This window comes from Asanoa sp. NPDC049475 (assembly GCF_040676915.1).
Classification (GTDB): domain Bacteria; phylum Actinomycetota; class Actinomycetes; order Mycobacteriales; family Micromonosporaceae; genus Asanoa.
On the sequence record NZ_JBFAPY010000008.1, the window covers coordinates 1 to 12,092 of the forward strand.

The 12,092-nt window shown below is 69.7% G+C and carries 15 protein-coding genes; 3 read left to right on the forward strand and 12 right to left on the reverse strand.

Translation table 11 applies throughout. The features are described from left to right. From AB0J88_RS30135 to AB0J88_RS30155, 5 genes are all read right to left on the reverse strand, one after another. On the reverse strand, nt 1-302 hold a 302-nt coding region (locus AB0J88_RS30135; protein ID WP_364347579.1), incomplete at its 3' end, for an NUDIX domain-containing protein. Nucleotides 303-311: 9 nt separating this feature from the next. Beyond that, nucleotides 312-1,082, reverse strand: coding sequence for a nucleotidyltransferase domain-containing protein (locus AB0J88_RS30140; RefSeq protein WP_364347582.1), 771 nt, complete (start codon nt 1,080-1,082; stop codon nt 312-314). Beyond that, nucleotides 1,082-1,576, reverse strand: a complete 495-nt coding sequence (locus tag AB0J88_RS30145) for a hypothetical protein (RefSeq protein ID WP_364347585.1) — start codon at nt 1,574-1,576, stop codon at nt 1,082-1,084. Before AB0J88_RS30145 ends, AB0J88_RS30140 begins: the two co-directional genes overlap by 1 nt. Nucleotides 1,577-1,671: 95 nt before the next feature. Then, nucleotides 1,672-3,960 carry a hypothetical protein gene (locus AB0J88_RS30150; RefSeq protein WP_364347588.1) on the reverse strand — a complete coding sequence of 763 codons (2,289 nt, stop codon included), beginning with the start codon at nt 3,958-3,960 and terminating at the stop codon, nt 1,672-1,674. Nucleotides 3,961-4,318: 358 nt separating this feature from the next. Further along, complete coding sequence (locus tag AB0J88_RS30155) at nt 4,319-4,717, reverse strand: VOC family protein (protein ID WP_364347591.1); 399 nt, start codon at nt 4,715-4,717, stop codon at nt 4,319-4,321. A gap of 28 nt (nt 4,718-4,745) precedes the next feature. Between AB0J88_RS30155 and AB0J88_RS30160 the strand changes: the two genes are divergently transcribed. Beyond that, nucleotides 4,746-5,795: a YafY family protein gene (locus AB0J88_RS30160; RefSeq protein WP_364347594.1), complete on the forward strand. Its 1,050-nt coding sequence runs from the start codon at nt 4,746-4,748 to the stop codon at nt 5,793-5,795. Nucleotides 5,796-5,825: 30 nt separating this feature from the next. On the opposite strand, the gene AB0J88_RS30165 is transcribed toward AB0J88_RS30160, so the two are convergent. Continuing rightward, nucleotides 5,826-6,998: a GDSL-type esterase/lipase family protein gene (locus AB0J88_RS30165; protein WP_364347597.1), complete on the reverse strand. Its 1,173-nt coding sequence runs from the start codon at nt 6,996-6,998 to the stop codon at nt 5,826-5,828. Continuing rightward, complete coding sequence (locus AB0J88_RS30170; protein ID WP_364347600.1) at nt 6,995-7,582, reverse strand: WHG domain-containing protein; 588 nt, start codon at nt 7,580-7,582, stop codon at nt 6,995-6,997. The genes AB0J88_RS30165 and AB0J88_RS30170 overlap by 4 nt, the downstream gene beginning before the upstream one ends. 116 nt (nt 7,583-7,698) lie before the next feature. Between AB0J88_RS30170 and AB0J88_RS30175 the strand changes: the two genes are divergently transcribed. Continuing rightward, nucleotides 7,699-7,974, forward strand: coding sequence for a hypothetical protein (locus AB0J88_RS30175; protein ID WP_364347603.1), 276 nt, complete (start codon nt 7,699-7,701; stop codon nt 7,972-7,974). Here the strand turns inward: AB0J88_RS30175 and AB0J88_RS30180 are convergent, their stop codons facing one another. The 4 genes from AB0J88_RS30180 to AB0J88_RS30195 form a co-directional block, all read right to left on the reverse strand. Continuing rightward, nucleotides 7,975-8,556: a dihydrofolate reductase family protein gene (locus AB0J88_RS30180; protein WP_364347606.1), complete on the reverse strand. Its 582-nt coding sequence runs from the start codon at nt 8,554-8,556 to the stop codon at nt 7,975-7,977. A gap of 64 nt (nt 8,557-8,620) precedes the next feature. Continuing rightward, complete coding sequence (locus AB0J88_RS30185) at nt 8,621-9,460, reverse strand: helix-turn-helix domain-containing protein (RefSeq protein ID WP_364347609.1); 840 nt, start codon at nt 9,458-9,460, stop codon at nt 8,621-8,623. 53 nt (nt 9,461-9,513) lie between these two features. Then, nucleotides 9,514-10,236, reverse strand: a complete 723-nt coding sequence (locus AB0J88_RS30190; protein ID WP_364347612.1) for a copper homeostasis protein CutC — start codon at nt 10,234-10,236, stop codon at nt 9,514-9,516. Between the two features lie 2 nt (nt 10,237-10,238). Then, entirely contained in the window at nt 10,239-10,982 is a 744-nt protein-coding gene (locus tag AB0J88_RS30195) for a helix-turn-helix domain-containing protein (protein WP_364347615.1), read from the reverse strand. A gap of 64 nt (nt 10,983-11,046) precedes the next feature. Here AB0J88_RS30195 and AB0J88_RS30200 point away from each other — a divergent pair, with 64 nt between their 5' ends. Next, entirely contained in the window at nt 11,047-11,619 is a 573-nt protein-coding gene (locus AB0J88_RS30200) for a TIGR03086 family metal-binding protein (RefSeq protein WP_364347618.1), read from the forward strand. A 75-nt stretch (nt 11,620-11,694) separates the two neighbouring features. On the opposite strand, the gene AB0J88_RS30205 is transcribed toward AB0J88_RS30200, so the two are convergent. Beyond that, complete coding sequence (locus AB0J88_RS30205) at nt 11,695-12,081, reverse strand: VOC family protein (RefSeq protein ID WP_364347621.1); 387 nt, start codon at nt 12,079-12,081, stop codon at nt 11,695-11,697. Between the last annotated feature and the right edge of the window lie 11 nt (nt 12,082-12,092).

The window sequence follows — 12,092 nt, forward strand, 5'->3', positions numbered from 1 at the left end:
TCATCTGCGGCAAGCACTTGGTGCCAGATGTGCGGCGGATCGGCGATGGTCGCCAAGCCGGTTTCCTCGCGCAGCTCGCGGCGCAGTGCGGACAGTCGGTCCTCACCTGGTTCTATGCCGCCACCAGGAGCAGCCCACACCGCGGGTGCTCCGTTCGGGACCGCCGGGTGGGGAGAGACGAAGCGGCATAGCAGGACCCGGTCGGCCTCGTCGAGGATGATCGCGCGGGCAGAGGTTCGAAGGTTCAGTGATATGGCGAGCTCCTGATCTCCTGGGCGCCCGAGGTCCGCGGTCTCGACCATGAAGCGCGTTCACCGAGGTTGGTCGGCGTGTTCCGTCGAGGCGAACAGGGCCTCCGCGGCGGCCACCGCACGGGTCAGCGCCGCCGGTTCCGGTCGGAGCCCGGCCACGATCCCGTCGAGGTCGCGTAGGCCCGCCCGGTCCAGCAGCCGCTTCTCGTTGGTGGTCCACTCACCGCGGGAGGCGAGGACCGCGTGGCCGGTCTGCATCGCGGCGGTGACCAGGGTGCCGGCGACCTCGGCGGCCTGGCCCCGCGGCGCGTAGGAGGCCCGGGCGTAGCCGAGCGTCATCGCGGCCCGCTGCCGCCAGACCGCCGGCGCCGCCGCCCGCAGCGCCGGCGGATAGTCCGGGCGCGGCAGCGTGCCGCGCAGCACCCGGTTGACGGCGAGCTCGGCGACCAGCAGGTAGCTCGGGATGCCGGCCAGGTGGAACATCAACGGCTCCCAGTGGAACCGGCCCTCCCGCGCCTCCGCCAGCTCCTGTTCGACCACGTCGAGGTCGCGGTAGTGCACATCGACCCGGCGTCCGTCGATGGTGAGCCAGGCTCCGCCGTTGAAGACCCCGCCGCCCCAGCCGCCGACCTCGGACACCTCGCCGGCCCAGCCCACCGCGCGCAGGTCCGCCGGATCGAAACCGCCCCGGTAGTAGACGGCCAGATCCCAGTCACTGTCCGGGGTGTGGGTGCCCTCCGCGCGGGACCCACCGAGAGTCACCGCCTCGACCGTGGGCAACGCGGCGAGCCGATCGGCGACGGCGCCGAGGAAACTGTCTCGGAGGCACATCAGTAGGGCAGGTCGATGTTCTGCCGCCGGGCGAACTCGCGATGGGCCGTGATGATCGTGTCGAGCCACCGGGCGAACACGTCGTCCGCTCGCAGCACGCGCGTCAGACTCACCTCGAAGAGCTCGCGATCGGCGTGGTAGGCCTCCGCGACGTCCGGCTGCGCGGCGAGCGCTTCCTCGAGGAGGTCGTCTTCGACCAGGTCGCAGCCTGCGTCGACCACCAGTTTCACCTCGTCGCCGAGGCTCAGATCCCACCGCAGACCGTCGCTCGTGCCGAGGTAGAGCACCTGGCACAGCGCCTCGCGGCTCAGCGGATCCTCACCGAGGTCGGGCTGGACAATTGGAAGCAGTGCCTGCGGGGCGCGGTCGAGCACCGCGGCGACCGGCGTCGTCGCGGCGAGCTGGTCGCCGCGCCACGAGATCTGGCGTCCGTCCTGCGACGTGCGAGAAGGTTCGACCCCGGGCACCGCGTACGCGGGAAGGTTGGAGCTCATGCGGCCAGTTTTCCTCATCTTCTGGTTGGCGAACCACCGCGGACCCGGGGTCGACGGGAGTGTCGACCCCGGGATCCGCGGTGGCGTCGTGAACGTCAGTCCAGTGGCATGTGGATCGTGAACGTGATGCCCTTTTCCTCCATGCACTTCAGCAGCGCGTCAGAAACCCCGAGGCTGTTGTAGGGCGCGGACCGCGGGCCACCGCCGTGCGGCATGAAGTGCCAGTGCACTCCGACGATCTTCCGGTTGCCGAAGCCGCGATCGGCGTTGTCCGCCTGGATCTTCGCAATATTGGCGGGATCCTTGTACCAGCCGTCCTTGCGGCACTGGATCAGGTGCTCGTCGGTGTTGTCGCTGGGGATGCCGGTCTTGACCTCGTGCAGAAGATAGTCGCCGGCGGCGTTGACCTCCTCCGCGAAGTCCACCTCGCGACCGCCGACGAACGACCCTTCGGCGTCGTCACCCGGCTTGCGGAGATACAGCTTCTGGCCTGGCTTGCCGGCGAGCACGTCCTCGCGGAGAACCTTTTCGCCGTCCCGCCAGCTGTAGACCCAACGGACCTTCTGCCCGTCGACGTGGTTGGCTCGCCAGGTCGCACGGTAGAGCTTGGCCATGTCGGTGCGCTCGCTGGCAAGAAGCTTGTTGAACTGCTGCTTGCTCAGCTTCGAGGCCGGGCCGAGAGCGGCGAAGCCGTCGGACTCGACGAGCCCGGCCCACACCTCCGGCATGATCAGCTCGTAGGTGATGTCCTTGACGGCGTCCGGGATCTTGTCGTACTTGGCGACCATCCGGGCCGTCGCGCCCAGACGGTGGACGTACCGCTGGACGAACTTGGCGATCTTGGCGGGAATGGCTACCGCGTCGCCCGCGTACGGGATCAGGCTCAGGACGCTGAAGCCCGCACTGACCCAGTCACCGCGGATCGCGGCGGCCACGGCGTCGCGGATGTCGGTGATGGCACCGGCGATCCAGCCGAACACGGGGATGAAGCTGAGGGCGGTGGAGCAGATGTTGCCCGCCAGCCACGCCATCGAGTCCCGCATCGCGAACTCGCCCGCGACCAGGCCGAGCCCGAAGTCGGAGATGTAGGTCCACGTGCTGATCTGCTCGTCGACGCGGCCAGGGTCCAAGGCCTGGTCGACGGCGTGTGCCACCTCGTAGTCGTCGCGCAGGCCGTCTCCGTCGGTGTCCTGCTTGAGCGCGCTGATGCCCCGGTCGAACTCTTCGCCGTCGGAGAGACCGTCGCCGTCCGCGTCGGGGTTGTCGGCGGGCGTGCCGTTGTCTTCCTCCATGACGTCCGGCAGGTCGTCACCGTCGGCGTCGGTGTCTGTCGGGACGGGCACGATCGGCGGCAGGTCACCGGCGACCGGAGGCGCACGAGGCTGGTCGGCCACGAGCGGGTTGCTGCCCTGTGCCACCTCGGTGCCGTCGTTGACGCCGTCACCGTCGGTGTCCGGATCGGTGGGCGAGGTGCCGAGCCGCTGCTCGTCGAGGTTGTTCAACCCGTCGTTGTCGACGTCTTCCGCACCGTCCGCGATGGAGTCCTTGTCGGTGTCGACCGCGTTGGGCTGTGTCCAACCCACCAGTTCGGTGATCTCGAACTTGTCGGTCAGGCCGTCGCCATCGGTGTCGACCAGCAGCGGGCTCGCTCCGAACCGCAGCTCCACGACGTCGACCAGGCCGTCGTTGTCGTGATCACCTCCGTAGGTGATGCCGAAGCGAGCGAGCACGTTGAAGCCGTTGCGCCAGGCGTCGGTGGCCTGGATGGTCGCCGGCTCGGGGTTGGCCTTGACCAACATCTCGTCGGCCTTGGCCAGGTCGGCCTTCGCCTCCTCGAGGTCCTCGAACGCCTCGGCGAGGCCCGCCGGGGCCGGCCCGGGTGGCGGGTCGGCCCGGAACGGGCCGATCGTGATCTCGGCGTCCTGGACCGCGGCGTCGGCGAGCATCCGCACGCCGCTGAGGGTTTCGACCAGCGCCTTGACGTGCGCCTGCTCCGCCTCGCCGTTGGGCGGACTGGAGCCGGTCATCCGGCTCTTGAGGAACGACTCCAGGTGTTGGAGGTTGTCGAACGCGATCTCGGCGTCAGCGGTGCCCTTGAGCCGGGCGCCGTCGAAGTAGCGGACGTCGACATCGGCCAACACCGGATCGATCCGGCTCGCACCAAGCCCGTCACCGACGTACGGGCGCAGCGCCTGGGTGGCCTCGCTGATGTAGAGCTTCGCGTCGCGGGTGTATTCCGCGGTGGGAATCTTCGCGACTTCCACTTCCCACAGTGGAGTCTCGTTCGCCACTGCGGCGGCGCCGGAGAACGCCAGTTGTCCGACGACCGCCGCGGCCACCGCCGCGGCAAGACTTCTTCGGCGTAACGGTGCGCTGATGCGCATGTGCTCCCCCCGTCTGTCCAAACATTAAGGATGGTGACGAGAAGAATAATTGTGAACATCGATGTCCGTGGCCCCGCGAGCAGCCTTCGAAGTCGAATGTGGAATTGATAACTATGACTCGCGAAGTCGTGACGCCACGGGCTTCCTGGACGCTCCTCAAGGGGGTCTCCATGCCTCGCGCACGGGTCAGAAGCAGGTCCCTGAGATCCCCGAACGGCCAATATTCCATAAATCGCGTGGCGTTCCGGGAGAGATTCCAGGCAGTACATGACCACCTCATCGGCGACGACGTCGCCGGCTGACCCCAACCCGACGCCCAGAGCCAGCACCGTAGCCCGCCACGCACGCGCCGGCTCGGTCAGCGGCTGAACTTTTCGATCGCCTCGGGGGTCACCGGGGTGAAGAAGTTGACCAGGTTGCCCTCGGGGTCGCGGAACAGCAGCGCTCGGTTGCCCCAGGGCATCGTCGTGGGCACGTTCTCGAAGTCGTCGACCACGCCCTTCAGGTCCTCGTAGAGCGCGTCCACGTCGTCCACCAGGAACTCGATGATCGCGGTGTGGTTGTCCGCCGGGTGGGCCGAACCGGGCGCGAACAGCGGGACCGTGCGGGTGCTGCCGATGGCCAGCGTGCCGTGTGCGGTGCGCAACTCGGCGAAGTCCTCGTTGCTCCAGACCGCCTGCACGCCCGTGACCTTCTCGTAGAAGCCGACGAGGCGGTTGATGTCGTCGGCGATTACGCGGATCGAGACGAGATCCATGGATTCTCTCCTTGCTCGGTGGGGTCCCGTGTTGCCCGTCGAGATCCACGCTAGGCCGAATACTGGACAGAATCGGTCCAGTATTCTCGGTACAGTTCGAAACATGGCACGACCGACGGCTGGGGTGCTCACGCTGCTCGAACTCCTGCAGTCTGGCGGCGTTCGGACGATGGCCGAGCTCGCCGACCGCCTCGGTGTCGATCAACGCACGGTGCGGCGCTACATAGGGCATCTGATCGACCTCGACGTACCGGTCGAATCGGTGCGCGGCCGCTACGGCGGATATCGGCTCGCCGCCGGCTATCGTCTGCCGCCGCTCATGCTCGGTGACGACGAAGCCCTGGCCGTGCTCCTCGGCCTGGTTGCCGGCCGGCGCGCCGGGTTGGCGACGACAACGGGCACGGGTACGGCGAGCGAGACGGCCGCCGCGAAGATCCGTCGCGTCCTGCCAGGGCGGATCGCGGATCGGCTGGACGCGGTACTCGAATCCCTCGCTTTCACCGCCGAGCCCTACGACGTCCCTCGACCGCGGACAGGGGTCCTGCTCACCGTCGCCGACGCTGTCTGGCACCACCGGCCGATCTCGATCAGATACACCTCGGGCGGCGGTCACGGCAGCGTCCGCACGCTGCATCCGTTCGGGCTGGTCAACCATGCGAACCGGTGGTACGTCACCGGTGCCGATCCGGAGATCGGCGAGGATCGGACCTTCCGGCTCGACCGCATCGCCGACGCGAGGACGTTGCCCGGCTCGTTCGAGCCGCCCGCCGGACCTGAGCCCGCGGAGCGCCTGCTCACCTCGCTGGCGCGGGCTCCGTACCAGCACGAGGTGACGTTGCGGATCCAGGGGACGCTCGATCAGCTCCGCGAGCGGCTACCGGCCAGCGTGGCCGAGGTACAGGACGGTGCGGACGAGGGCTGGCAGCTTGTGGAGATCCGGGCGGAGAGTCTGGACTGGCTGCCCGCGGTGCTTGCCGCGCTCGACCTGCCGTTCGTCATCGAGCGCCCGGACGAACTGCGCGACCGCGTAATCGCGCTCGCCGACCGCCTGGCGACCTCGGGACGGAGACGGCCGTAGTGCCGGTTGGGCTCGGACGGGAACCGGCCGTCAGCCGTTGTGGGTGCCGGCGAAAGCGCCCGCGAACGCCAGCTTTCCGAAACGCTCGCCGATGCGGCGGTGCGCGGGAGCATCGGGATGCAGTCGATCGGGCAGCGGGAGATCCGCGAAATCCGCCTCGCCATAGAGCTCGAGCCCATCCAGATAGTGCAGGTGGGGATCACGAACAGCGCGCTCGGCCACGATCCGGGCGAGCTCGTCACGGATCACTCGCAGCGTCAGCTTCCCGGCGGCCCGGTCGGCGGGGTCGCCGGTCGCGACGAACGTGACCTGCCCCTCGCGCAGGGCCTCGAGATCGAAGGCGCCGGGACCAGGAGTGTCCTCATGGATCGGGCAGTAGATCGGCGATACCACCAGCATTGGCGTGGCGGGGTGCCCGTCCCGGATCGTGTCGAGGAAGCCGTGCACCGCCGGGGTGAACGCCCGCAGCCTCATCAGGTCGGTGTTGACCAGGTTGATGCCGATCTTGACGCTGATCAGGTCGGCGGCCGTGTCCCGGATGGTGCGGGCCGTGAACGGGTCGAGCAGCGCACTGCCGCCCAGACCTAGGTTCACCAGTTCCACACCGCCCCGCGCCGCCGCCAGCGCCGGCCAGGTGGTGGACGGGCTCGCGGCGTTCGAGCCGTGGCTGATCGAGCTGCCGTGGTGAAGCCATACCGAGCGATCACCTCCCGCGACCGGTGTGACCGGGGCGTCGGTGCGCAGCGCCACCAGGTCGGCGATCTCGTTGTACGGCAACCAGATCTCGACGGTCTTCTCGATGCTCGGCAGGCCGGCGAACGACGCCGTGCCGGCCGGCCCGGTCCGGTGTTCAGCGTTACCGGTGCTCAGGTCGATGGTCACGACGTTGCCGCCGGGCACGCTGCTCTGCCCGGCCAGGCTGCCGTCGACGAGCAGGTCGTAGCGGCCGGGCGGCTGGGCCGGCAGGCCGGTGTAGACCCGCCGGGTGGCCACGGCGTCGAGCTCGATCGCGGTCGCGGCAGTGCGGAAGCAGACCCGTACCCCGGACGGCTGGGCTTCGACCAGGTGCAGTTGGGGGTCGGGGCTCTGTGCGCGGGCCCAGCCCGGCAGCCGGTGCGGCCGCAGGCCGTGCTCGGTGCGTTCCCACTCGGCGGCGCCGTGCAGGAGGCCGGTGGTGATCGGTGTGGTGATCCAGGTGCTCATGACGCCACCTCAGGGGTCGGGGCGGGCCAGTTGTGCAGCAGGGCGTCGAGGGCGTCCATGATCCGCTCCCAGGATTCCTGCGGGTCGGGCTCGCTGTGGTCGAAGCCGCCGGCCAGTTCGAGGCTGATGTAGCCGTGGAAGGTGCTGCCGATCAGCCTGACGGCGTGGACCTGGTCGGCCCCGTCCAGGCGGTAACCGAGCAGGATCGCCCGCATCAGCTGTGCGTGCCGCGGTCCGGCGCTGGTGGCGGCGGTCCGCGGGTCGAGGCGCAGGCGGGCCGCGGCGTACCGGCCGGGATGCTCGCGGGCGTAGTCGCGGTAGACGGTGCCGAGGGCGATCAGCGCGTCCCGTCCGGCCCGGCCGGCCAGCGCGGCGGCGGCGCGGTCGGCCAGCTCGGCCAGGGCGTACAGGGTGATCCGGGTCTTGAGGTCGCGAGAGTCCCGCACGTGCGAGTAGAGGCTCGGCACCTTGACGTCGAACCGCCGGGCGAGCGCGGAGACGGTGACGCCGTCGAAGCCGACCTCGTCGGCCAGTTCCGCACCGGCCTGCACCAGACGCTCCGGCGTCACACCCGCTCGAGCCACGCTCACCACCTCATTTCCTAAAACCATTATGCAACAGCCTAATGGTTTTAGGCGACCGAGGAGGTCGAAGGGGCCGCCGATGGACGCGCGTCGCCCGTTCACCGATCATGAAACTCATGGAGGATCAGCAGGCGCCGGAGTCGGCCCAGGGTGAGGCGAAGGTCATCACGCTCTGCGGCTCGACCAGGTTCGAGGCTGAGTTCGCGGAGGTCAACCAGCGGCTCACGATGGAAGGTTGCGTCGTGATCAGCCTCGGGATGTTCAGCCTTCCCGATCTGCCGGGCTACGACTGGACGGTCGACAGCTCGGACCTGAAGGGGCGCCTCGGCGCCGGTTCGGTACCTGAGTCGCGAGCGCTCGGCGCCGCGCGCCTCCGCCGGCAAGAGGTCTGACTAGCGGCGCACCCGATAGCGCAGGTGGAGCACCCGGTTGCTCTGGATCACCACGTCGGGGTCCTCCAACAGGTGCTGCGCGTGGACCGACCCGAAGTAGCGCTTGCCCGATCCGAAGACGACGGGTACGACGTCCATGCGCACCTCGTCGACCAGGCCCGCGGCGAGCGCCTGGCCACCCACGTCGCCGGCGGCGATCTCGACCACGCGGTCGCCCGCGAGCTCCTGCGCCCTGGCCACGGCCGCCTCGACACCCTCGACGAAGTGGAACGGCGCCTCGGGGTCCCAGCCCTCGGGTGCCGGCCGGTGCGTCACGACGACCACGTGGTCGATCCCGCTCGGAGGCTTCCCGTCCCAGCCGTCGGTCAGGTCGAAGACGTGGCGGCCGGCGATCGTCACCCCGATCTGGTCCCAGTGCGGCCGCGTGTAGTCGTAGGACGTCCGCGACACCTTCAACACGCCGCTCTCGTCCAACGGGACGTCACCACCGGTCAACCAGTCGAACAGCGGTCCGGGTTGGTCATTCTCGTCAGCGATGAAGCCGTCCACCGACACCGTGCTGTACATGACCACCTTGCCCACGGGGCTCTCCTCTGTTTGGGTGCCCCCAAGTTAGCGTCGCGGGATCGGTCGGTCTTGTAAGAAATCAATCGGACGGCAGCGGCCAGCCCTCGATCGCGTGGCCGGGATGTTCGCGCAGGAACCGCTGCCGGACCTCGACGTACCGGGTCGGAGTGAGCCCGGTGAACGCCCGGAACTCGTGGCTGAAATGGGCCTGGTCGAAATAGCCGGCGTCACCGGCGAGGGCGCCCCAGTCGACCGGTCCGGCGGGGTCGATCGCGAACACGGTGGCGGTGAAGCGGTACGTGCGGGCCAGCCGCTTCGGGGTGACGCCGATGAGCTCCTTGAACCGCTGCGCCAGGTGTGTGCTGCTGACCCCGGCCGCCGCCGTCAGGTCGCCGATCGCCGTCCCGCCGTTGGTCGCGGCGATGACGCTGCTCGCATGGCGGACCAGCCCCAGGCCGGTGGTCGCGCACAGCCGTCGCATCAGCTCCTCCTCGAGCAGCGTCAGCATCTCGTGCGGTCCGTGCGCCGTGGCGAGCCGGTCTCGAAGCTCGGCGACGGCGGGCCGGCCCCACACCTGCTCCATCGTCACCGGCCGGTCGCACAGCTCGGCGGCGGGCATCCGCAGGAACGGCGCTAGCCCCCACGGCTTGACGTGCGCGCCGACCGACCGGGTCCGCGGTGGATAGCCGAACTCGTACGCGCGGGTGGGCATGGTGATCACGCAGCCGTCGGCGTACTCGCCCGTCTCGATGTCAGCGCCACCCCGGATGCCGAACGGCGCCCCGAGGTTGACGATGAGCAACGCCGACGGCGCGGGCGGCAGCGTCAGCCGGGCGTACGGCGGTGCACCCTCCAGGTAGTAGAGGTCGTCGATCAGCCTGTCCAGCGGCGGTCGCGGCACTCTGGACACGTACTCCATGCCCACAGCATCGACTATCGCGCCGACAAGTTATCGGCCCGCACCAAAGGTTCCTACGCGGTGCGGACCACCGTGCAGAGTGCGGCCACCTCGTCCGGGTCGGTCTCGAAGTGGTCGTAGCCGGGTGGGACGCCGGCGCCGGCGTACGACACGTCGCCGGCTCGGGCGGTGCCCGCGGGTCGGCGGGGCGCGGCGTGCAGGTCCTCGACGCCGGTCGCGGCGACGACCAGCGCGGCGTTGGCGGCCCGCACGCCGCCGCATGCCATCACGGTGACGCTCGTCCGGGTGGCCAGTTCCTTGATCAGTGGCGCACCGTCGAGTGCGGACCGCCGCCGGCCCGAGGTCAGCACCCGCGTGAAACCCAGGTCCGCCAGCCGGTCCAGGGCCTGACGGGAGTCCGCGCTGACGTCGATGGCGCGGTGGAACGTCGTCTCCAACCCTTCGGCGGCGTCGACGAACCTGGCACAGTCGTCCGCGACCGTGCCGTCCCCGGCCAGCGCGCCGACGACCACGCCCGTCGCGCCGTGCCGCCGTGCGACGGCGATGTCCCGGAGGACGAGGTCCACCTCGTCGCGCGAGTAGTGGAAGTCGCCGGGTCGCGGCCGCACGAGCACGTGCACCTCGGCCAGCGAGGCGGCGGCCTCGATCAGCGCCGCGCTGGGAGTGAGGCCGCCGTCCGACAAACCGGCGCACAGCTCGACGCGCGCCGCGCCGGCCCTGGCGGCGATCCGGACGCCGTCGACCGACTCGACACTGATCTCGACGCGCGTGGGCACCACTAGTACCGCTGGGCGTACCAGGTCGGCGGCTCGCCGAACATGCTCTTGAAGTCGCGGATGAAGTGGCCCTGGTCGGCGTAGCCGAGGTCCGCCGCCAGCCCGGCCCAGTCGATCGTGCCGCCGTCGGCCATGCGCGCGGTGACCTCGTGCAGGCGGTAGCGCCGGATCACCCGCTTGGGCCCGATGCCGACGTACTCCGCGAACAGCCGTTGCAGCCCCCGCATGCTCAGCCCCAGCTCGGCGGCGAGTTTCTCGACCCTGGTCACGGCCTTGTCCTTGGCGACCAGCTCGACCGCGGCCGCCGCCTGCTGGGCCTGGGGGTCGTCGCCCGGCAGGTGTGCGCGCAGGAACGCCTCCACGGTCGGCACGTCGAGCGTCGTGGGCAGGTCCGGGCCGAACACCTTGGTCGCCGGGACGACGCGGTCGGTGATCGTCGAGACGGAGGCACCGAGGAACGGGCGGAAGCAGCCCGGCCGGAACGCGACACCGAAGACGTGGTCGCGGCCCTCGAGGACCTTGATCTGGTGGCCGCTGGACACGCCGTTGACGTCCGCGCGGCCCCGGCCGAAGGACAGGTGCACGTTCGGGTACGGCACGATCTTCTGCCGGTACGGCTCGGCGTAGTCCCAGCGAGCCTCCCAGTACCGCTCCACCCATGGCGCGAGCACCGGCGACGGGCTGTGGAACGCGTGGCGCTGAAATCTGGTCCACGCACTCCGCAGCTCACGAACGTCCCGCCCCACAGCGCCGAGTCTATGGCGCGTTTGTTCAATACCGCTCCGGCCGGGGCCGCCTAGCGTGGCCGCCATGTCACACCTTTCCCACGCGGCCGAGGCCATGGCCGCGGTCGCCCGCACCATCACCGACGACCAGCTTGCCAACAAGACGCCCTGCACGGAGTACGACGTGCGGGCACTGGTCAACCACCTGCTGTTCTGGGGGCCGTCGCTCGCCGGCGCCGGTCGCAAGGAGTCGGTGCCGCAGCCCGCGGCCGCCGAGGCCGACGTTGACCTGGCCGCCGGCGACTGGCGCGGCAGCCTGCTCGCCCTGCTGGAGGACCTCACGTCGTCGTGGGCGCCGCCGAGCGCCTGGGAAGGCGAGACGAGCATGGGCACGCCGCAGAAGCTGCCGGCACCCGTCATGGGCGAGATGATCGTCGGCGAGCTGGCCGTACACGGCTGGGACCTGGCGGTCGCGACCGGACAGCGGCTCGAACTGCCCGCCGACCTGCTGGCCCATCTGCACGAGACGATCCTCGCCGGCGTGGAGCAGGGGAGGGAGATGGGAATGTACGGACCGGAGATCGCGGTGCCGGCCGACGCGCCCACCTTCGACCGCATCCTCGGCCTGACCGGCCGTGATCCCGCCTGGGTGCGATAGACGTGCCGCGGTGGACCCCGCAGATCGCGAGCGAATGCTGAACATGGTGGTGTCGTTCGCGGGGTTGCGAGGATTTCAGTGGTCCGAGAACGCTTGCCTGGCGCAGAACTCGTTGCCTTCCGGATCGGCCAGGACCCGCCAACCGTCATGTTCGGACAGCACCGTGGCGCCGAGCCGGACGAGGTCCTCCAGATGGGCCTCGTCGCGGAGCCGCACGTCGACGTGCATGCGGTTCTTGACGGTCTTCGGCTCGGGAACCTCTTGCAGGAAGAAGACCAGGGAGCCGTCGGGGGAGTCGATGGCCACCGTCGGATCGGTCTGCGGTGTCAGTCCCAGGGAGGCGAGCCGAGCAACCTCGGCCTCGTCGTACGGCCGGATCCGCCAACCGAGCGCGGCCTCCCAGAACGGCGCCAGGCTCGACGGGTGACGGCAGTCCAGCACGATCTCCACGAGGTGGCTCATCCGCCGAACGC